This window comes from Streptomyces sp. NPDC026092, from assembly GCF_040638605.1.
Classification (GTDB): domain Bacteria; phylum Actinomycetota; class Actinomycetes; order Streptomycetales; family Streptomycetaceae; genus Streptomyces.
Map to the genome: position 1 here is coordinate 188,716 of NZ_JBEZYN010000005.1, position 20,706 is coordinate 209,421.

Below are 20,706 nucleotides of genomic sequence, written 5' to 3' on the forward strand. Positions count from 1 at the left end.
GGGGCGCGGTCCCGTAACGATCGTGAAACGGCTCCTCGCCACCCGAGTGCCCGTGCGGCAGGGGCGGGGGCTAACACCAGGTAGCTTGGATCTGTCTAAAGGAAGAAAGTGGATCGAGGTGCAAGTGCCTGACGTCTCCGTGGTCGTCATCGCGTACAACGACGCAGAGCGTCTCCCGACGGCCGTCCGATCAGTGCTGGACCAGACCCTGCAGAGCGTCGAGGTCCTCATCGTCGACGACTGCAGCAAGGACGACACATTCGAGGTCGCCAAGGGACTGGCCGCCGCGCACCCCGACCGGGTCCGCGCGTACCAGCTGCCCCAGAACAGTGGTGGTTGCGGAGCTCCCCGCAATTACGGCGTGGAGCGTGCCAAGGGCGCCTACGTCATGTTCCTGGACAGCGACGACGTGCTGGAACGCAACGCCTGCCGGAACATGCTGGAGGCCGCCGAGCGGACCGACTCCGACATCGTCTCCGGCCTCTGCGTGCGCGTCCACCTCGACAGCCGCCACCGCAAGACCACCGAGTGGTACCCCTGGATCTACTCGGGCACCCGGACGATCGAGTCGATCACCGAGCTGCCCGACCTGATGGTCTTCGACACCCTCTCGACGAACAAGTGCTACCGGCGCGCGTTCCTGCTGGAGCAGCAGCTCGAGTTCCCGGTCGGGATCCACTACGAGGACCTGCTCTTCTCCGCGCAGGCGTACGTCGCCGCCCACCGCATCACGCTCATCCCGAACCAGGTCTACTACTGGAACGTGCAGGAGAGCGCGGCGTCGAAGTCCATCAGCAACCGGCGCCACGAGATCGCCAACTTCGTGCACCGCATGGAAATACACCGTCGGGTGGACGCCCTGCTGAAGAGCAAGGGCTACGACGAGCTGCGGTACCGCAAGGACATCAAGTTCCTCAAGCACGACCTGGTCCTGCACCTGCGCGACCTGCCCCGGATGGGCGAGGAGTACCGGCGCGAGTTCGCCGAGCTGGCCAACGGCTACCTCTCCGGGATCGACCCGAACGCCTACAGCGAGGTCCAGCCGCTCCACGCGATCTGCGCCTATCTGCTGGGCAAGGAGGACTGGGACAACCTGCTCCCGGCGTCCGACGCGCTCGCGAACAAGGGCCGGCTGACGGCCCCGCTGATCGAGCACGACGGTCAGATCTTCTGGTGCGACGGCCACCTCGACGACCCCGAGGGCCGGCGCATCCTGGACGTCACCTCGGCCGGGTACCACACCAAGCCGCTGGCCTCCATGGCCCTCGGCAACCGGCTCACCTCCTACGAGGGCACCGATGGCGCCGTGCGGCTCTCCGGCGCGGTCGTGAACCCGCTGGGCCGCATCGGGGCCGACGCCGAGCTGAAGGCGTACCTGGAGTTCCAGCCGCGCCGCAAGATCGGTGTGCGCGCCTTCCGGTTCCCGGTGACCTCGCTGCGGCGCACGGACACCGCGATCGAGTGGGACGCCACGGCCGACATCACCCGCAAGGTGCGCCCGCTGGGCATCATCGACGCGGTCTGGGACGTCCGTCTCGTCCTCGTGGTCGACGGCGACGAGCTGCGGACCCGGGTGTCCGCCGGCAGCGTCGAGCTCAGCGAGACCCGTACGGTCCGGGTCCGGCCCCGGCTGACCCGGCTGGTCTCCGACCGGTTCGCGCCCGAGGTCACCAAGAAGGGCAACCTGTCGTACGTCCTCACGGCCGAGGGCCGCGCGGCGGTCCGCGCGTCCGCGCTGATCGAGGGCGCCATGCACGGCCGCACCGCCGGCCTGGCCAAGACGGGCCTGCGCAGGATCCTCAAGGCCCGCCGCGACCTCAACGCGGGCGAGACCAAGCTGCGCGTCTACCACGACGTGTACAGCAAGCTGCCGATCCGCAAGGGCCTCGTCGTCTTCGAGAGCCACCTCGGCAAGCAGTACAGCGACAGCCCGAAGGCGATCTACGAGGAGATGCGCCGCCAGGGTGTGGCGTTCGAGGCCGTGTGGTCCTACGCGGGCGCCCGTCCCACCGGGTTCCCCAAGGACGCCACGCTGGTCCAGCGGTGGAGCTGGCAGTACCTGCGGGCGCTGGCCCAGGCGGAGTTCTGGGTCGACAACCAGGGCTTCCCCCTGAAGCTGACCAAGCGTCCCGGCACCACGTACATCCAGACCTGGCACGGCTCCGCGCTCAAGCGGATGGGCTTCCACGAGCCGGGCACGAAGAAGCAGGGCCGGGCGGCGCAGGACTCGTTCCAGCGTTCGCTGGACCGGTTCGACCACTTCCTGATCCGCTCCGAGCACGACATCCACACCCTCGCGGCCGCGTTCCGGCTCAAGGAGGAGAAGCTCCTCCCGGTCGGCTACCCGCGCAACGACGCCCTGGTGGCGGCGCGGCAGCGGGAGAGCGGGGACGGCACCCGTGAGCGCGGTGCGCTCGCCGCCGAGCTGGGCATCGCGCCGGAGAAGACGGTGCTGCTGTACGCGCCGACCTTCCGGGCCGCGCCGGGCGGCGCCGTACGCAAGTTCGAGCTGCCGTTCGACGTGCAGGAGTTCGCGGACCGCTTCGGCGACACGCACACCCTGCTGATCCGCTCGCACTACCTCAACAACCTGACGCTCCCGCCCTCGGTGCGCGGCCGGGTCATCGATGTCACGAACCACCACGACATCACCCCGCTGCTCGAGCTGGCCGACGGTCTCATCACGGACTACTCGTCCGTGATGTTCGACTACGGGCTGCTCGACCGGCCGATGATCTTCTTCACGTACGACTACGAGGAGTACTCGACGGAGAGCCGCGGCACGTACTTCGATCTGAAGGAGAAGGCGCCCGGCCCCGTGGTGGCCACCGAGGACGAGCTGTTCTCGGCGATCGCCCACCTCAAGGACGAGGCGGACGCCAAGTACTCGGCGGCTCGGGAGCGGTTCAACGCCGAGTTCAGCGCCTACGACCGGGGCGACGCGGCCCGGCAGATCGTCGCAAAGTTCTTCACCAGGAGCGGTAAGTGACCGAGCAGACCGCCGTGTCCGGCGGCCGTGACATCTTCTTCGTGTCCAACAGCGTCGACGAGATGGGCGGTGTGACCACCTGGTCGCACCAGATGGCCCGTCAGTTCGCCGACCGCGGCCACCGGGTGCACGTCATCGGCATCACCCCGGCGCCGGCGGGTCGCGCCCACGAGTTCCCCGCCGAGCTGCCGTACGCCACGACCACGCTGTACGACGCCCACCCGCCGCACGTGGGGTCGCTGCGCGGCCTCAAGGGCAAGCTCAACGCGGCCGAGCGGATGCGCCACCGGGCCCGCGCGGCCGGGATGCGGGAGCAGGCGGACAAGCTGACGGCGCTGTTCGCCGCGGCCCGCCCCGGAGCGATCGTCATCGTCACCCAGGTCTGGGCGATGGAGTGGGTCGCGCTCTCCGACACCAAGGGCCTCACCGTCATCGGCATGAGCCACGAGTCGTACCAGGCGAGCGCCGCCTCCTCCCGGCTCGCCCGGGTGAAGCGGTACTACAAGGACGTCGACCGGCTGCTCGTGCTCACCCCGGGCGACGCCGACCTGTGGATCCGCAACGGCATGGACAACGTCGGCCACCTGCCGAACCCGCTGCCGTTCATGCCCGAGGCGCCCGCCCCCCGTACCGAGAAGGTCGTCGCCTGCATCGGCCGCCTCTCGCACGAGAAGGGCGTCGACATGCTGCTCGACGCCTGGGCCGAGGTCGCCCCCCGGCACCCCGACTGGAAGCTGCGGATCTACGGCGCCGGCGACGAGGAGGAAACGCTCCGCCGGCACGCCACGTCGATGCGCCTGGACGACTCCGTCGAGTGGATGGGCCGCACGAGCGACGTGCTCGGCGCGCTGCGCGGCGCGTCCGTCTTCGCCCAGGCGTCCCGCGCCGAGGGCTTCCCGATCACCCTCCTCGAGGCCATGGCCGCCGGAGTGCCCTGCGCCGCGTTCGACTGCGCGCCGGGTGTCCGCGAGATCATCCGTGACGGCGAGGACGGCCTGCTCGCCCGGCTCGGCAACACGATCGAGCTCGGCGCGCACATCAGCACCCTGATCGCCGACGACGAGCTGCGCGACCGCATGGGCGACGCCGCGTGGCAGAACGTCCAGCGGTACGCCGCCGAGGAGATCACCGACCGCTGGGAAGACCTCTTCCTGTTCCTGGAGAGATAGAACAACGATGAGCAGTACTACGGCGTCGCGGCGCCACGTGCGCCGCGCGGAGGGTGAGGGTGCGGACGCCGCACCGGCCGGGATCCGGCGCCTTCTCCGCTGGGTCGGGCTGATATCGGTCGCCGTGACCGGTGCCCTGCTGTCCGTCGGAGCCTTCCTCGGACTGTACGTGCGCCCCACCTCGGACGACTGGTGCGCCGTCTGGAAGACCCGTGACATGGGAGTCTTCGGCATCGCCTCGGACTTCTACATGACCCAGAACGGGCGGGTCACCAACGCGCTCCTGAGCGGCGTGGTGTACGCGGACGGCCTGCTGGGCCCGAAGGTGCTGCCCCTCGTGCTGATCCTCACGCTCGGCGTGGGCCTGGTCCTGCTGGGCCGCGAGGTGCTGCGCGCCTTCGGTCTGCGGGTTCCCCTGATCAGCCTGGTCGCCGCCGCGATGCTCCTCGAGACACTGCTGTTCTTCGCGGGCACCCGCTCGTACCAGGTGCTGCTCTGGGCCCCGGCCACCATCTCCCACACGCTGCCCAGCATCATCGGCATCTGGGCCGTCCTCACGGCGATCTGGGCCGCCCGCAGCGGCCGTCGCGCGGCGCGCGTCACCGCCGTGGTCGGCGTGGTGCTGCTCGGCGTCGCGATCGGCACGCTCAGCGAGCCGTTCACCGCCGTCGCGGGCCTGTTCGCCGGCACCGCCGGACTGCTGTCGCTGCCCCGGCTGAAGCTGGCGAAGGACTGGTTCCCCTTCACCTGGTGCGCCGCGGCCTGCTTCGGCCTGGTGGCCGGCCTGGTCCTGCTCTACACCTCCCCCGGTGCCCGCTGGCGCCGCTCCCAGCAGCCGCCGCGCGACACCCTCGCGCCGGAGGAGCTGAAGGCGACGGTCCGCGACTGGCTGCGGATCTGGCAGGTGCTGTCGGACCAGTGGGCGTACCTGGGCGCCATCGCCGCCGGTGTGCTGCTCGGTCTCGCCGTGGCGTTCTACTCGCGCCGCGTCTCGCGCACGGGCATCGACGACCTCGAAGCGGCCGGCACCGCCGAGACCGCCGAGGCGGGCCCGTCGCGCGGTGTGGTGCGGCTCGTCATGCTGCTTCCCGTGCCGCTGATCGTCGTCGCCACGCTCGCCGTGACGTACGGCCTGCGCAGCGGTTACGGCCCCTCGGGCTGGACGTACGCCCGTACGTGGACCAGCTTCATGGTCCCGCTGCTCATGGCCCTCTGCCTGTACGGCGCCTGGCTGGGCCGGCTGCTCGGGACGCGGCTCGCGGCCTCCGGCGGCCGTTCGGCGCGGCTCTCGTTCGTGGCCGTCGCGGTCACCGCCGCCGCCGTCCTCGGCAGCGCCGCGGCCCTGCTGCCGGAGATGCAGACGCTCACCTCGGGCACGGTGGCGCGCGGTCTCGCCTGGGACAAGCAGGACGCGCGGATCCGGGCGCAGGTCGCGCGCGGTGCGACGGACGTCGAGTACCGGCCGCTGCACATCGGCTGGCTGGCCGAGCCGTACTACACCAAGAACTACAAGAAGGACTGGGTCGCCCAGTGCGTGTCCACGTACTACGGGGTGGAGCGCATCCACCGTCCGTGACGGGCCGCTGAACGTGCGGGCATGACGAAGGGCCGGGGAGCGAACTCCCCGGCCCTTCGTCGTACCGGTTTCCCGGCGGGGTCCGATCAGGCGTTGACCGAGCGGCGGGCGACCCAGCCCGCCCAGGCCGAGTCGATCATGTCGCGGACGTCGTGGCGGGCCTTCCAGCCCAGCTCGCCGGCGATGCGGTCGGCGGAGGCGACGACGCGGGCCGGGTCGCCGGCGCGGCGCGGGGTGACGACCGGGGCGACGGAGTGGCCGGTGATCTCGTTGATCAGGTCGATCATCTCGGTCACGGAGACGCCCTCGCCACGGCCGATGTTGACCGTCAGGTCGCGCGGCTCACCGGCGGCGGCCCACTCGGCGAGCTTGCGCGCGGCGACGAGGTGGGCGTCGGCGAGGTCCTCGACGTGGATGTAGTCGCGGACGCAGGTGCCGTCCGGGGTGGCGTAGTCGTCGCCGAAGATCCGCGGGGCCTCACCGGCGTCGAGCCGCTCGAAGACCATCGGGACCAGGTTGAAGACACCGGTGTCGGCCAGCTCGGGGGTCGCGGCACCCGCCACGTTGAAGTAGCGCAGGCAGGCGGTGGAGATGCCGTGGGCCTTGCCGGCGGCGCGGACGATCCACTCGCCGGCCAGCTTCGTCTCGCCGTACGGGCTGAGCGGCAGGCAGGGCGTCTCCTCGGTGACGAGGTCGACGTCCGGCATGCCGTACACGGCGGCCGAGGAGGAGAAGAGGAAGTTGCGGACGCCGGCGGCGGCCACCGCCTCCAGGAGGACGGTGAGACCCTGCACGTTCTCGCGGTAGTAGTGCAGCGGCATCTCGACGGACTCGCCGACCTGCTTCTTCGCCGCGAGGTGGACGACGCCCGTGACCCCGTGCTCGGCGATGGTGCGGTCCAGGACCTCGCGGTCCAGGGTCGAACCGACCACCAGCGGCACACCCTCCGGCACGCGCTCCGCGTAGCCGGTGGACAGGTCGTCGAGGACGACGACCCGCTCCCCCGCCCGCGTCATCGCGCGGACCACGTGCGAGCCGATGTATCCGGCGCCACCGGTGATCAGATAAGTCATTACGCCCCAATTCCTTTCGCTATGAACGGCGCGAGAGCCTTCGGAGTCTGGCTCCGACCGCCCCGAGCCCGTCGCGGGCGCCGGGTGCGATCCGCACCGCGAGCGAGCCGTTCGCCGTGGTGTACTGCTGCACCAGCAATACACCGTACCGGCTGCTCGGCAGCACCGAGCGCCGCTGGCGGCCCTCCGGCAGCCGGAGGGCCGTCACGAAGGTCTCCCCGTCGGCGCACGTCACCGTGGCCCGGATGTCCCAGAACTGGATCCCGGCGTTGCCGCGGCTGCGGCCGGCCCTGGCCAGGCCGGTGAGCCCGGCCGGGACGCGGGCGGTCCAGCCGCCGTCCACCTCGGTCAGCTCGGCCCGCTCGGTACGGGCCGGCGCGTCCACGCCCCGGGGGACGAACGCCACCTCGGCGGTACGGGGGCCGGCCGCGCCCACCCGGCCGTACAGGTCGCGGACCGTGAGGCGCAGCTCGGCGCCCGCGCCGGTGCGCAGGGCCGCGTCCACCACCAGCGGGAGCTCGGCGAGGGGCAGGGTGTCGACGCCGTCGAGCTCCACGTCGGGCAGGTCGTCGGACCAGACGGGGTTGTCGCCCTTCCGGGCGTACGGCGGGAGGAGGCGGGCCGGGTCGGCGGAGAGCCGGGAGAGCCGCAGCAGGTCCCTGGGCTCCTCGGCGGCGAGCAGGAAGCGGGCCGTCCAGCGGGCGGGCGCGGTCGCCGCGGCGATCTCGCCCTCCTCGAACGCCGCCAGGTGCTCGCGGGTCAGCCGCCACCAGTCGCGCTGGTACTCGGCGCCGCGCAGCCTGAGTTCGCGGGCGTACATCCGCAGGTCGTGCTCGAGGAACTTGGTGCGGCAGGCGGCGGCGAGCTCGGCGCGCCCGGCCTCCCGCAGGGTCTCGACGGCCTGGCGGTGGGCGGCGATCCGGGCCCGCCAGTTGGTGACGTCCTCGCGGGCGAGCGAGATCGACAGCTGGGCGGCGGCGCGGCGCACGTGCCAGACGTACACGGTGTCGGGGATCACCGCGATGCGCGGCGCGGCGGCGAGCACGCGGGCGGTGAAGAGGAAGTCCTCGTAGACGAAACGGCCGTCGGGGAAGCGGATGCCGTGCTCGGTGAGAAAGGACCGCTCGTAGATCTTGTTGACGCAGAGGGTGTCGTGCACCAGCGGTACGAGGTCGGCCTGGGTCTCCAGGAGCGCGGGCTCCCGGTAGAGGGCGGGCTGCCAGCGCACGTCGCGGCCCTCGGGCAGCTCGCGCCGGACGCAGGCGCCGACGGCCACGGGGGTGCTGTGCCGCACGGCGGCGGTGACCAGGGCCTCGGCCGTGCCCTCGGGCAGGATGTCGTCGCTGTCGAGGAACATCACGTACGGCGCCGTGGCCGCCCGGATCCCGTCGTTGCGGGGGGTGCCGCAGCCGCCGCTGTTCTCGGTGCGGTGGACGACGCGAACCTCGGGGTGGAGTGCGGCCAGCTCGTCCAGGACCTTCGCGGTGGCGTCACTGGAGGCGTCGTTCACGGCGACGACCTCGGCGACGACGGGTCCCTGGGCGAGCGCCGAGCGGATCGCGTCGCCGACCAGCTCCGCGTCGTTGTAGGCGATGACGACGACGCCGAGCATGCCTGCGGTCGTGACGGGGTGGGGGTCGGGCGCGCTACTCACACCGAGATCCTACGGGAGCGGCCGGCCACACCGACCGGCCGCCACCGGGGCCCCTGAGGGCCTAGAACGGGTTGAACTCGTCGTACTCGCGCTGCGCGTCGTCGCGCTCGGCCTCGCGGTCGCGGCGGCGCTGGGCGGCCGGGCGGGGGGCTTCGAGGCGGTGGTCCTCGCCGCGGCGGCCGAGCATCTCGGCGCCCGCCATCATCGTGGGCTCCCAGTCGAAGACGACCGCGTTGTCCTCGGCACCGATCGCGACGCCGTCGCCCGCGCGGGCGCCCGCCTTCATCAGCTCTTCCTCGACGCCCAGGCGGTTGAGGCGGTCGGCCAGGTAGCCGACGGCCTCGTCGTTGTTGAAGTCCGTCTGGCGGACCCAGCGCTCCGGCTTCTCGCCGCGCACCCGGTAGACGTCCTCGGCCTCGTCGTACGTGACGGTGAAGCCTGCCTCGTCGACCGCCTTCGGGCGGATGACGATCCGGGTCGACTCCTCCTTCGGCTTGGCCGCGCGCGCCTCGGCGACGATGCCGGCCAGGGCGAAGGAGAGCTCCTTCAGACCCGTACGGGCCACGGCGGAGGCCTCGAAGACCTGGTAGCCGCGCGCCTCCAGGTCCGGGCGGATCATGTCCGCCAGGTCCTGGCCGTCCGGGATGTCGATCTTGTTGAGGACGACGATACGGGGCCGGTCCTCCAGGCCGCCGTACTGCCGCAGCTCCTCCTCGATGACGTCGAGGTCGGTGACGGGGTCGCGGTCGGACTCCAGCGTCGCCGTGTCCAGGACGTGCACCAGGACCGAGCAGCGCTCGACGTGGCGCAGGAACTCCAGGCCCAGGCCGCGGCCCTGGCTGGCGCCCGGGATCAGGCCCGGCACGTCGGCGATCGTGTAGACCGTCGAGCCGGCCGTGACGACGCCCAGGTTCGGGACGAGCGTGGTGAAGGGGTAGTCCGCGATCTTCGGCTTGGCGGCCGAGAGGACGGAGATGAGCGAGGACTTGCCGGCGCTCGGGTAGCCCACGAGGGCCACGTCGGCGACGGTCTTCAGCTCCAGGACGATGTCCCGCGCCTCGCCCGGCTCGCCGAGCAGCGCGAAGCCGGGGGCCTTGCGGCGGGCGGAGGCGAGCGCCGCGTTGCCGAGGCCGCCGCGGCCGCCCTGGCCCGCGACGAAGGTGGTGCCCTGGCCGACCAGGTCGGCGAGCACGTTGCCCTGCTTGTCGAGGACGACGGTGCCGTCGGGCACGGGCAGGACGAGGTCCTGGCCGTCCTTGCCGGAGCGGTTGTCACCGGCACCGGGCTGACCGTTGGTCGCCTTGCGGTGCGGGGAGTGGTGGTACTCGAGGAGCGTGGTGATCGACTGGTCGACGACCAGGGTCACATCACCGCCACGGCCGCCGTTGCCGCCGTCCGGCCCGCCGAGGGGCTTGAACTTCTCTCGGTGAACGGAGGCGCAGCCGTGGCCTCCGCTACCCGCGGCGACGTGCAGCTCGACGCGGTCCACGAAGGTGGTCATGGTTCTGTGCCTCCAGTTACAAGGGGGTACTACGAGGTGGAATGTCTATCTAGTAACACGCGAAAGGCGGACCCGCTTCCCTGCCGGGAAGTGAGGTCCGCCTCCGCGAAAAGAACCGATCAGGCGACCGGAACGATGTTCACGACCTTGCGGCCACGGTGGGTGCCGAACTGCACCGAACCGGCCTGCAGGGCGAACAGCGTGTCGTCGCCGCCACGGCCGACACCCGAGCCCGGGTGGAAGTGGGTGCCGCGCTGGCGGATCAGGATCTCACCGGCGTTGACGAGCTGACCGCCGAAGCGCTTCACGCCGAGCCGCTGAGCGTTGGAGTCGCGCCCGTTCCGGGTGGACGATGCGCCCTTCTTGTGTGCCATGTCTCAGTCCCTCTTACTTCGCAGCCGCGGGGATACCGGTGACCTTGATCGCCGTGTACTGCTGACGGTGACCCTGGCGACGGCGGTAGCCGGTCTTGTTCTTGTAGCGCAGGATGTCGATCTTCGCGCCCTTGTGGTGGTCCACGACCTCGGCCGTGACCTTGATACCGGCCAGCACCCACGGGTCGCTGGTCACGGCCTCGCCGTCGACAACGAGCAGCGTAGAGAGCTCTACGGTGTCGCCAACCTTGGCAGTGGAAATCTTGTCAACCTCAACGATGTCGCCGACAGCAACCTTGTGCTGGCGACCACCGCTGCGCACGATGGCGTACACGCGGATCTCTCTCTCACTCGGGACGGACCCCTGATGCCAGCCGCTCACACGGGCCGGAGCCCGCGGTGATCCGGAAGTGGACGAGCGGCCTCTCCCGGCAGACCGGGAGGAGGGTGCTCAGGGGTTTGGCATGTCATACGACACGCCGACGGTCAAGGTTACGGGCCGGTGCCATGGGGGGTCAAATTCGCGTGACATCCCCGGGACCGGTGGGGCCGTCCCGTACGGGACGGCCCCGACCGCTACCTCAGTCCTGCGCGGGGGCTGCCGTCTTCTTGGTGGCGGCCTTCTTCGCAGTGGTCTTCTTCGCCGCGGTCTTCTTGGCCGTCGCCGTCTTCTTGGTGGCGGCCTTCTTCGCGGTGGCCTTCTTCGCCGTCTTGCGGGCGGCCGTCTTCTTGGCCGGGGCGGCGTCCTCGGCGTCCTCGGCGGGCGCCTCGGCGGCGACCGGGGACTCGACCACCAGGACGGCGGCCTCCTCGGCGCCCGAGGGCGAACCGGCGGGGGCGGTCACCTTGCGGACGACCCGGCGACGGGCCCTCGGCGGGGCGGCCGCGGGGGCCTCCTCGACGACCGGCTCCGGCTCGGGAGCGGCCTCGACGACCGGCTCCGGGGCCGCGACGGGCTCGACGACGGTCTCGGCGACCGCCTCCGCGGCGGCCGGCGAACCGGCGGGGGCCGTCGCCTTACGGGTGGCACGGCGGCGCGCACGGGGGGCCGGGGCGGCCTCCTCGACGGCCGGCGCGGGCTCGGGAGCGGCCTCGACGACCGGCTCCGGCGCCTCGGCGACGACGGGCTCGGGCTCGGGCTCCGCCACGACCGCCGGGGCGGGCGTGGAGGCGACCGGCGCGGAGACCCTGCGGGTCGCCCGACGGCGACCACGGCCACGCGTGGCGGCGGCCTCGGCCTCGGCGGCGCTGCTGTACAGCTCCTCGTCCGCGCGGAAGGGCTCCTCCACGGCGACCGGGGCGGCGATCTCCGCGGCCACCTCGGCCTCGGTCTCGACCGTCTCGGTCTCGGACTCCGTCTCCTCGACGCCCTCGACGTGCTCGTGCTCGTGGTGCTCGGCACCGCCGCGGCCACGCCGCTTCGAGCGCTTGCCGCTGCCACCGCCACCGGGGGCGGTCGGCTGCTCCATGTGCACGATGACGCCACGCCCGTTGCAGTGGACGCAGGTCTCGGAGAAGGACTCGAGGAGACCCTGGCCGACCCGCTTACGGGTCATCTGGATCAGGCCCAGCGAGGTGACCTCGGCCACCTGGTGCTTGGTCCGGTCCCGGCCCAGGCACTCAAGGAGGCGGCGCAGCACCAGATCGCGGTTGGACTCCAGGACCATGTCGATGAAGTCGATGACGACGATGCCGCCCAGGTCGCGCAGGCGCAGCTGGCGGACGATCTCCTCGGCCGCTTCGAGGTTGTTCCTCGTCACGGTCTCTTCGAGGTTGCCGCCCTGACCGGTGAACTTGCCGGTGTTGACGTCGACGACGATCATCGCCTCGGTCTTGTCGATCACCAGCGAGCCACCGCTCGGCAGCCAGACCTTGCGGTCGAGCGCCTTCATCAGCTGCTCGTCGATCCGGTACGTCGCGAAGACGTCGACCTCGCTCGTCCACTTGGACAGGCGGTCGGTCAGGTCCGGGGCGACGTGGTTGACGTACCCGTGGATGGTCTCCCAGGCGTCGTCACCGCTGACGATGACCTTCGAGAAGTCCTCGTTGAAGATGTCGCGGACGACACGGACGGTCATGTCCGGCTCGCCGTAGAGAAGGGTCGGGGCGTTGCCGCTCTTCGCCTTCTTCTGGATGTCCTCCCACTGCGCCTGCAGCCGCTCGACGTCACGGCGCAGCTCGTCCTCGCTCGCGCCCTCGGCGGCGGTGCGCACGATGACGCCCGCGTCCTCGGGGACGATCTTCTTGAGGATGGTCTTCAGCCGGGCGCGCTCGGTGTCGGGCAGCTTGCGGCTGATACCGGTCATCGACCCCTCGGGGACGTAGACGAGGTAGCGGCCGGGCAGCGAGACCTGGCTGGTCAGACGGGCACCCTTGTGGCCGATCGGGTCCTTGGTGACCTGCACCAGGACCGACTGGCCGGACTTGAGGGCGGACTCGATACGGCGCGGCCCGTTGGCCATGCCGAGGGCCTCGAAGTTGACCTCACCGGCGTACAGGACGGCGTTGCGGCCCTTGCCGATGTCGACGAAGGCGGCCTCCATCGACGGCAGCACGTTCTGGACCTTGCCCAGGTAGACGTTGCCGACGTACGAGGTGGCCTGCTCCTTGTTGACGTAGTGCTCGACGAGCACGTTGTCTTCCAGGACGCCGATCTGGGTGCGCTCGCCGTTCTGGCGGACGACCATGACGCGCTCGACGGCCTCACGGCGGGCCAGGAACTCGGCCTCGGTGATGATCGGGACGCGGCGGCGGCCCTGCTCGCGGCCCTCGCGGCGGCGCTGCTTCTTCGCCTCCAGGCGGGTCGAGCCCTTGATGGACTGGACCTCGTCGGACGGCTCGGCCTTCTCGCGCGCCGGGCGGGGCTCGCGGACCTTGACGACCGTACGGACGCCGTCCTCGTCGCCCGCCTCGGCCTCGCCACCGGCGTCACCGCTGCGGCGGCGACGGCGACGACGGCGACGGGAGCTGCTGCTGCCGGAGGACGACGCGCCGCCCTCGTACTCGTCGGAGTCGGACTCCTCGTCCTCGGACTCGTCGTCCTCGGCGCGGGCCTCCTCCGTCTCGTCGCTCTCCTCGGCCTCCTCGGCCTCGGCGAGCTCACCGCGGCGGCGGCGACGGCCACCACGGCGGCGACGGCGGGACGGACGGTCCCCGTACTCGTCGGACTCCTCGGCCTCCGCCTCGGGCTCCTCGGCCTCGACCTCGGGCTCGTCGGCGACGGTGGCGGGCACCGGCTCGACGGCCACGGGCTCGGCGGGCTCGCCACGACGGCGGCGGCGCCGGCGACCGGCGGGCTCGGGACGCTCGACGGCCTCGACGGGCGCGGCGGTCTCCTCGGCCTCGACCGTCTCCGTCTCCTCTTCGTACTCCTCCACGACATCGGCGGCAGCGGCGGCGGCCGCGGTCTCCGGGGTCTGGAACATGGGCTCGGCGAAGACCGGGGCCTGGAAGACGGCGACGGCGGGGCGCCCGGCACGGCGACCGCGGGGCTCCTCCTCCTTCACGGGGGCGACGACCGGCTCCGAGGTGAACTGCGGCGAGGTGGCGCGGCGGCGGGTACGGCCACGCGTGGCGGCCTTCTCGGCGGCGGCGACCTCGGGCTCGGCGGCCTCGGCGGTGATCTGCGTGACGGTCTCCTGCGGCAGGCTCTCGCCACCGGCCTCGGCGACCGGCTCGGGCGAGGTGGCCTTACGGGTGGCACGGCGGCGGGTGCGCGCGGGGGCGGCGGGCTCCTCGACGAGGGCCTCCGCAGCCTCCGCCACGGGGGCCTCCGCGACGGCCTCGACGGCCTCGACGACCGGCTCGGGCGTGGTGGCCTTACGGGTGGCGCGGCGGCGGGCACGCGGGGCGGCGGGCGCGGCGGGCTCCTCGACGGGGGCCTCCGCAGCCTCCGCGACGGGAGCCTCCTCGACGACCTCGGCGGCGACCGGCTCGGGCGACGTGGCCTTACGGGTGGCACGGCGGCGGGTGCGCGCCGGGGCGGCGGGCTCCTCGGCGGGGGCCTCGGTCGCGACGGCCTCGACGGTCTCGGCGACCGGCTCCGGGGCGGTGGCCTTGCGGGTGGCGCGGCGGCGGGTGCGCGCGGGAGCGGCGGGCTCCTCCACGGGCTCCGGCGCGGCGGCCGGGGTGGCGGGCGTCTCCACGACGACCTCGGCCACGGTCTCGGTGACCTCCGCCGCGACCGGCGGACCGGCGGGGCGGGAAGCGGCGCGGCGCCTGCGGCGCGGCGGCAGCTTGTCACCAGGTGCGTTGCTGTTGTTCTCTTCGTTCGGCTCGAGCATGCGGGCGGTTCTCCCGTCACGCCCCCGGGCGCCGCGTCTTGGTCCGGTCCGGCGGCACGATCACGCACGATGCGCGGTGCCGCCGTCCGGGGCGCGGGCGCCGCACGGGAGCTGATGTCTGGCTCGCCGGTTCCGTACGCGTTCTACGTACGGCCTGGCGAAAGTCTCCTGGTCAGTGCGCGGCCCGACCCAGGTGGCTCCCGAGTGCCAGGGCTGCGCTACAACGACCGCTCCCTACGCGGAACCGGTACCCGGCGCCGTCGCTGAGGCGGTCGCGGCGGCCGTGGGTGTAGCGGCCGTGACTGCCTCGCGGTCGGGCGCGAGCGGGTCGGTCACCGTGCCGGACTCCTCGTCGAAGAGCCCCTGCGCCAGCCTGGTCACCGCTGCGGGGACCGGCGGCGCCAGGTCGGCCACAGCTCGGAGACCGGACAGGACGTCGTCGGGTCGCACGGCAGGTGTTACGTGCCGAACAACCAGCCGCAGTATCGCACAGGCATTGTCCAGCGGCCTATCAGCCGCGGAACGTGCCTGGAGCTCGGCGACGGCGGAGCGGGCGTCGAAGGAACGGATGCCGTTCTTGGTCTTGCGCTGCACTTCCACGGTCTCGGCCGCGAGGAAGGCGTCGACGGCCTTCTCCGCGTCCTCGGGGGTGACGCCGTCGAGCCGGAGCTCCCACACGGAGGCGGTGAGCCGGTCGGCGAGGCCCGAGGTACGGGCCTCGACGGCGTCGGTGATGTCGAGGCCGGCCGGGAGCGACTCGTCGAGCAGGACCCGCAGAGTCTCGGGGTCCCGTGCCTCGGTGAGGGCGATCTCCAGGTACTCGGCCTCGGAGCCCGTACCCGTGGGGGCGGCGTTGGCGTACGACACCTTGGGGTGCGGGGTGAATCCGGCCGAGTACGCCATGGGCACCTCGGCGCGGCGCAGCGCGCGCTCGAAGGCGCGCTGGAAGTCACGGTGGCTGGTGAACCGGAGGCGGCCGCGCTTGGTGTAGCGCAGTCGGATGCGCTGCACCGCCGGTGCGGGCGGCGGGCCTTCGGGCTGTCGCTTGCCCAGTGGTTCTTCTCCTCGGTGCGGGGCGGGCGCGGGTGCCGCGCCGCCCTCGAACAGACAGGTGGCCTCTGGGGGGCCCGCCCGGCTCACCCCCGCTTTCGCGAGGAGATCTCGGGTGTGGGCGCCGCGCCGGAGACGGTTGTTGTACTACCCAGAGTACGCGTAGAGCCCACCACCGGTTCCCCAGGCTCGGTCACCCGGGGTGCGGCACGGCGACGGCCCGGCGCGGGGTCTCCCCTCGCGCCGGGCCGTCGTCGGAGTGTCGCGCGGCTACTTGACGACCGTCAGCGGCAGCAGCTTCTTGCCCGTGGGGCCGATCTGGATCTGCGTGTCCATCTGCGGACAGACGCCGCAGTCGAAGCACGGGGTCCAGCGGCAGTCGTCGACCTCGGTCTCGTCGAGGGCGTCCTGCCAGTCCTCCCAGAGCCAGTCCTTGTCCAGGCCGGAGTCCAGGTGGTCCCAGGGGAGGACCTCTTCGTAGGTGCGCTCGCGGGTGGTGTACCAGTCGACGTCGACGCCCATCTCGGGGAGCGTCTTGTCCGCGCACGCCATCCAGCGGTCGTACGAGAAGTGCTCGCGCCAGCCGTCGAAGCGGCCGCCGTCCTCGTAGACGGCGCGGATGACGGCGCCGATCCGGCGGTCGCCGCGCGAGAGCAGGCCCTCGACGATGCCGGGCTTGCCGTCGTGGTAGCGGAAGCCGATGGAGCGGCCGTACTTCTTGTCGCCGCGGATCTTGTCCCGGAGCTTCTGCAGGCGCGCGTCCGTCTCCTCGGCCGAGAGCTGCGGGGCCCACTGGAACGGGGTGTGGGGCTTCGGGACGAAGCCGCCGATGGAGACCGTGCAGCGGATGTCGTTCTGGCCGGAGACCTCGCGGCCCTTGGCGATCACGTTGACCGCCATGTCACCGATCTGGAGGACGTCCTCGTCGGTCTCGGTCGGCAGGCCGCACATGAAGTACAGCTTCACCTGGCGCCAGCCGTTGCCGTAGGCCGTGGCGACCGTACGGATCAGGTCCTCCTCCGAGACCATCTTGTTGATGACCTTGCGCATGCGCTCGGAGCCGCCCTCGGGGGCGAAGGTCAGACCGGAACGGCGGCCGTTGCGGGTCAGCTCGTTCGCCAGGTCGACGTTGAACGCGTCCACGCGGGTGGAGGGGAGCGAGAGGCCGATCTTGTCGTCGGTGTAGCGGTCCGCGAGGCCCTTGGCGATGTCACCGATCTCGGTGTGGTCCGCGGAGGAGAGCGAGAGGAGGCCGACCTCCTCGAAGCCCGTCGCCTTGAGGCCCTTCTCGACCATCTCGCCGATGCCGGTGATGCTTCGCTCCCGCACGGGGCGCGTGATCATGCCGGCCTGGCAGAAACGGCAGCCGCGGGTGCAGCCGCGGAAGATCTCCACCGACATCCGCTCGTGGACCGTCTCGGCGAGCGGGACCAGCGGCTGCTTCGGGTACGGCCACTCGTCGAGGTCCATGACCGTGTGCTTCGACACGCGCCACGGCACGCCCGAGCGGTTCGGGACCACGCGGGCGATGCGGCCGTCCGGGAGGTACTCGACGTCGTAGAAGCCCGGGATGTAGACCGAGCCGGTCTTGGCGAGCCGGAGGAGGACCTCCTCGCGCCCGCCCGGGCGGCCCTCGGCCTTCCAGGCGCGGATGATCTCGGTCATGTCGAGGACGGCCTGCTCGCCGTCGCCGATGATCGCCGCGTCGATGAACTCCGCGATCGGCTCGGGGTTGAACGCGGCGTGGCCGCCGGCGAGCACGATCGGGTGGTCGACGGTGCGGTCCTTGGACTCCAGCGGGATGCCCGCCAGGTCGAGGGCCGTGAGCATGTTGGTGTAGCCGAGCTCGGTGGAGAAGCTCAGGCCGAAGACGTCGAACGCGCCGACCGGGCGGTGGCTGTCGACGGTGAACTGCGGGACGCCGTGCTCCCGCATCAGCTCTTCGAGGTCCGGCCACACGCTGTACGTGCGCTCGGCCAGGACGCCCTCGCGCTCGTTCAGTACCTCGTAGAGGATCATGACGCCCTGGTTGGGCAGGCCGACCTCGTACGCGTCCGGGTACATCAGCGCCCAGCGGACGTCGGCGGACTCCCACGGCTTGACCGTGGAGTTCAGCTCTCCACCGACGTACTGAATCGGCTTCTGCACGTGCGGGAGCAGGGCTTCGAGCTGCGGGAAGACAGACTCGGCAGCAGACATCTCGAACCTTCGTGGGGCTGGCAGGGGGCGAGGGCGACTCTCAAGCGTACCCGGTGCTCAGTGGGTGAGCGGTTCCCGCAGCTCTGGGGCCGAGGCCTTGGCCCAGACCTCGGGGAACTCGCGTTCGCCCGCGGCACCGGCCGCCTCCTCCTGGCCGTGCAGGAGTCCCCAGGTGAACGCGGACTCGCCGGCCGCGTGGGCCTGGATGCCGAGGTCGCGCAGGGCCTCGCGGGCGACCACGCTGTCCTGGTGGTCGCCGAGGAGGGACTGGACGGCCTTCACTCGTTTGGCGAAGCGCTTGGCGGCCTTGCCGAGGCTGGGCCTGGCGGCCTCGGCGGCGTAGCGGGCGCGCTTGGCGGCCTTGCGGGCGTCGTGCATCGCGAGGTCGCGGTCGTGGCCGGTGTGGTGGGCGAGGGCGTGATCGACGCGGGTGGCGAGGCGGTCGTAGTCCTTGAGGACGGCGCGGGCGAGGACCGGCTCCGGGGCGTCCTGGGCATCCTTGCGGAGCGGCGGGTCCGCGAGGAGCGCGTCGAGGGCGTCGAGCAGCGCGAGGTGGCGGGCCGAGTCGAGGGCGGCGAGGGCCTTGCGGCGGGCGCCACCGCTGTGGGCGTTGTTCCAGATCCGCAGGCGGGCGCGGACGGGGCCGAGGGCGAGGGTGCGGGGGAGCTCGTCGATGCGGGCGCGGAGGCGGGCGTGCAGGACCTCCTGGTCGCGGGCGAAGCCGAGTTCGCCGGCGAGCCACTTGAGCTCGTCGCCGATCGGGTCGGTGGCGGTGCGGTCCAGGACCTTGCGGTAGCTCTTGAAGGCGCTGCGGAGGCGTCGGCAGGCGACGCGCATCTGGTGCACGGAGTCGGGCAGGTCGCGGCGCACGGCGGGGTCGAGCGCGACGATCGCGTCCACCTGCTCCCGTACGTACGCGAGGACACGGCCACCGGCGGTGTCGTCGTCCGCCACCGGCGACTCGTCCGCCTCAGGCGCCTGGTCGGCCGTCTCCTCCAGCGCCCTCGCCAGTTTCGACGCGGACGACGACGGGCGGATGCCCGCCTTCCTCAGGCGCCTGTCGACCGCGTCCAGGATTCCGGGTTCCGCGTCGTCCGCGAGTTCGACCTCGATCTCCGTCCAGGAGGTGTCCGGGCCCTCCGGGAGGCGGTTCGCGTGGACCGTGTCGACCGAGAGTTCGGCGAGGAGGGCGCCGGTGTCGTCCACCAGGTGGTGGACCTGGCGCGAGGAGCGCAGGCGGACGACCGGGACGACGGACTCGGCGCGCGTGCGGGAGCGGACCAGGCCCGCCAGGGCCTTGGGGAGGGACTCGGAGAGCGGGGCCCTGATCTCGTCGCGGATCCCGGACGCGACCGGGAACTTGAGGTGCCAGCCCGCGTCCCCGCCGCCCGTGCGGCGGCGCAGGGTCAGCGAGTCCGCGGCGAGCCGCAGGTCCGGGGTGTCGTAGTAGACGGCGTCGAGTTCGGCGACGCCCCGGTCCTCGACCGAGGCGACGCCGGGCGCCCGTGTCAGGTCCGGCAGCTCCGTCCGGGCCGTGGCTTCGTACTTCCGCTCGATCTCGCGCTTCGTCTCCGCCATGAATCGAATCTAGACGGGAAGTGAACCGAAGGGGAGGCCGTCGCGCAGGGATCGCACCACTCAGGCCGTTATCGGCCGCTGCACCTTGATCGACTGGAGCAGTCCGATCGCCACCCACACCGCGAACATCGACGAGCCGCCGTACGACACGAAGGGCAGCGGCAGACCCGCCACCGGCATGATGCCGAGCGCCATGCCGATGTTCTCGAAGGACTGGAAGGCGAACCAGGCGATGATGCCGGCCGCGACGATCGTGCCGTAGAGCTCGGTGGTCTCCCGGGCGATCCGGCAGGCCCGCCAGAGGATCACGCCGAGCAGCACGATGATCAGTCCGCCGCCGAGGAAGCCGAGCTCCTCGCCGGCGACGCTGAAGATGAAGTCGGTCTGCTGCTCGGGCACGAACTGGCCGCTGGTCTGGTGGCCGTTGAAGAGCCCCGCGCCGTACAGGCCTCCGGAGCCGATCGCGATGCGCGCCTGGTTGGTGTTGTAGCCGACGCCCGCCGGGTCGAGTTCGGGGTTGGCGAAGGCGGCGAAGCGGTTGATCTGGTACTCGTCGAGCAGGCCGAGCGCGGTGACGGCGACCGCGCCCGCGACACCGGCGCCGATGAGGCCGAGGACCCAGCGGTTGGAGGCGCCGGAGGCGAGGAGCACACCGAGCACGATCACCGCCATGACCATCACCGAGCCGAGGTCCGGCATCAGCATGACGATGGCCATCGGCAGCGCGGCCAGCAGCAGCGACTTGGCGACGGTCTTGTGGTCCGGGTGGATCTGGTCGCCCGCGTCGACCTTGGCGGCGAGCAGCATCGCCATGCCCAGGATGATCGTGATCTTCACGAACTCGCTGGGCTGGAGCGAGAAGCCGCCGCCGATCACGATCCACGCGTGCGCGCCGTTGATGGTCGCGCCGAGCGGGGTGAGGACGGCGAGGATCAGCACGATCGAGATGCCGTAGAGGATCGGGACCGCGGTGCGCAGGGTGCGGTGGCCGAGCCAGACCGTGCCGACCATCAGGGCGAACCCGATGCCGGTGTTCAGCGAGTGCCGGAACAGGAAGGCGTACGGGTCGCCGCCGTTGAGCTCGGTGCGGCCGCGGGTGGCGGACCAGACGAGCAGCGCGCCGATGAAGGAGAGCGCGAGCGCGGAGAGCAGCATCGGCCAGTCGAGCCGGCGCACCACCGAGTCGCGGGCGGCGAGCTTCGCGAAGGTGCCGCGCTCGGGGGCGTACCGGGAGACGGAGAAGCCGTGGGGTGCGGTCAT

Annotated in this window: 13 protein-coding genes; 3 read left to right on the top strand and 10 right to left on the bottom strand. The window is 71.8% G+C overall.

Features of this window, described 5'->3' with window-relative positions; all coding sequences use genetic code 11:
* Positions 1-118 precede the first annotated feature (118 nt).
* Genes AB0F56_RS10375 through AB0F56_RS10385 form a run of 3 tightly spaced genes read left to right on the top strand, consistent with a single transcriptional unit; the run spans position 119 to position 5,734 of the window.
* Positions 119-2,989: a CDP-glycerol glycerophosphotransferase family protein gene (locus tag AB0F56_RS10375; protein WP_362006543.1), complete on the top strand. Its 2,871-nt coding sequence runs from the start codon at positions 119-121 to the stop codon at positions 2,987-2,989.
* Positions 2,986-4,158, top strand: coding sequence for a glycosyltransferase (locus tag AB0F56_RS10380; RefSeq protein ID WP_362006546.1), 1,173 nt, complete (start codon positions 2,986-2,988; stop codon positions 4,156-4,158). The genes AB0F56_RS10375 and AB0F56_RS10380 overlap by 4 nt, the downstream gene beginning before the upstream one ends.
* A 7-nt stretch (positions 4,159-4,165) precedes the next feature.
* Entirely contained in the window at positions 4,166-5,734 is a 1,569-nt protein-coding gene (locus tag AB0F56_RS10385) for a DUF6056 family protein (RefSeq protein ID WP_362006548.1), read from the top strand.
* Positions 5,735-5,820: 86 nt separating this feature from the next.
* Here the strand turns inward: AB0F56_RS10385 and galE are convergent, their stop codons facing one another.
* The 10 genes from galE to rodA form a co-directional block, all read right to left on the bottom strand.
* Positions 5,821-6,807 carry a UDP-glucose 4-epimerase GalE gene (galE, locus tag AB0F56_RS10390; protein WP_362006550.1) on the bottom strand — a complete coding sequence of 329 codons (987 nt, stop codon included), beginning with the start codon at positions 6,805-6,807 and terminating at the stop codon, positions 5,821-5,823.
* 19 nt (positions 6,808-6,826) lie between these two features.
* Entirely contained in the window at positions 6,827-8,419 is a 1,593-nt protein-coding gene (locus tag AB0F56_RS10395; RefSeq protein WP_362006947.1) for a glycosyltransferase family 2 protein, read from the bottom strand.
* Positions 8,420-8,522: 103 nt separating this feature from the next.
* Complete coding sequence (gene obgE / locus AB0F56_RS10400; RefSeq protein ID WP_362006553.1) at positions 8,523-9,962, bottom strand: GTPase ObgE; 1,440 nt, start codon at positions 9,960-9,962, stop codon at positions 8,523-8,525.
* 119 nt (positions 9,963-10,081) lie between these two features.
* Positions 10,082-10,336, bottom strand: coding sequence for a 50S ribosomal protein L27 (rpmA, locus tag AB0F56_RS10405; RefSeq protein ID WP_056558961.1), 255 nt, complete (start codon positions 10,334-10,336; stop codon positions 10,082-10,084).
* A 13-nt stretch (positions 10,337-10,349) separates the two neighbouring features.
* The gene (rplU, locus tag AB0F56_RS10410) at positions 10,350-10,670 is read right to left on the bottom strand and encodes a 50S ribosomal protein L21 (RefSeq protein ID WP_030013082.1); all 321 of its coding nucleotides are present in this window, start codon (positions 10,668-10,670) and stop codon (positions 10,350-10,352) included.
* A gap of 247 nt (positions 10,671-10,917) precedes the next feature.
* A complete protein-coding gene (locus tag AB0F56_RS10415) occupies positions 10,918-14,619 on the bottom strand; it encodes an Rne/Rng family ribonuclease (protein ID WP_362006556.1) in 3,702 nt (1,233 codons plus the stop codon).
* A 234-nt stretch (positions 14,620-14,853) separates the two neighbouring features.
* Positions 14,854-15,630, bottom strand: a complete 777-nt coding sequence (locus tag AB0F56_RS10420) for a TIGR03936 family radical SAM-associated protein (RefSeq protein WP_362006559.1) — start codon at positions 15,628-15,630, stop codon at positions 14,854-14,856.
* Between the two features lie 309 nt (positions 15,631-15,939).
* A complete protein-coding gene (locus AB0F56_RS10425; RefSeq protein ID WP_362006562.1) occupies positions 15,940-17,868 on the bottom strand; it encodes a TIGR03960 family B12-binding radical SAM protein in 1,929 nt (642 codons plus the stop codon).
* Between the two features lie 57 nt (positions 17,869-17,925).
* Positions 17,926-19,446 (bottom strand): CYTH and CHAD domain-containing protein, encoded by a 1,521-nt coding sequence (locus AB0F56_RS10430; protein ID WP_362006564.1) that lies wholly within the window; start codon positions 19,444-19,446, stop codon positions 17,926-17,928.
* Positions 19,447-19,506: 60 nt separating this feature from the next.
* Positions 19,507-20,706, bottom strand: a complete 1,200-nt coding sequence (gene rodA, locus AB0F56_RS10435) for a rod shape-determining protein RodA (protein ID WP_362006567.1) — start codon at positions 20,704-20,706, stop codon at positions 19,507-19,509.

Excerpts from the sequence above, each read along its gene's own strand:
- AB0F56_RS10385 (WP_362006548.1), top strand. The coding sequence starts at position 4,166 with ATGAGCAGTACTACGGCGTCGCGGCGCCACGTGCGCCGCGCGGAGGGT.
- galE (WP_362006550.1), bottom strand. The coding sequence starts at position 6,807 with ATGACTTATCTGATCACCGGTGGCGCCGGATACATCGGCTCGCACGTG.
- AB0F56_RS10395 (WP_362006947.1), bottom strand. The coding sequence starts at position 8,419 with ATGCTCGGCGTCGTCGTCATCGCCTACAACGACGCGGAGCTGGTCGGC.
- obgE (WP_362006553.1), bottom strand. The coding sequence starts at position 9,962 with ATGACCACCTTCGTGGACCGCGTCGAGCTGCACGTCGCCGCGGGTAGC.
- rpmA (WP_056558961.1), bottom strand. The coding sequence starts at position 10,336 with ATGGCACACAAGAAGGGCGCATCGTCCACCCGGAACGGGCGCGACTCC.
- AB0F56_RS10415 (WP_362006556.1), bottom strand. The coding sequence starts at position 14,619 with ATGCTCGAGCCGAACGAAGAGAACAACAGCAACGCACCTGGTGACAAG.
- AB0F56_RS10425 (WP_362006562.1), bottom strand. The coding sequence starts at position 17,868 with ATGTCTGCTGCCGAGTCTGTCTTCCCGCAGCTCGAAGCCCTGCTCCCG.
- AB0F56_RS10430 (WP_362006564.1), bottom strand. The coding sequence starts at position 19,446 with ATGGCGGAGACGAAGCGCGAGATCGAGCGGAAGTACGAAGCCACGGCC.
- rodA (WP_362006567.1), bottom strand. The coding sequence starts at position 20,706 with ATGACCGCACCCCACGGCTTCTCCGTCTCCCGGTACGCCCCCGAGCGC.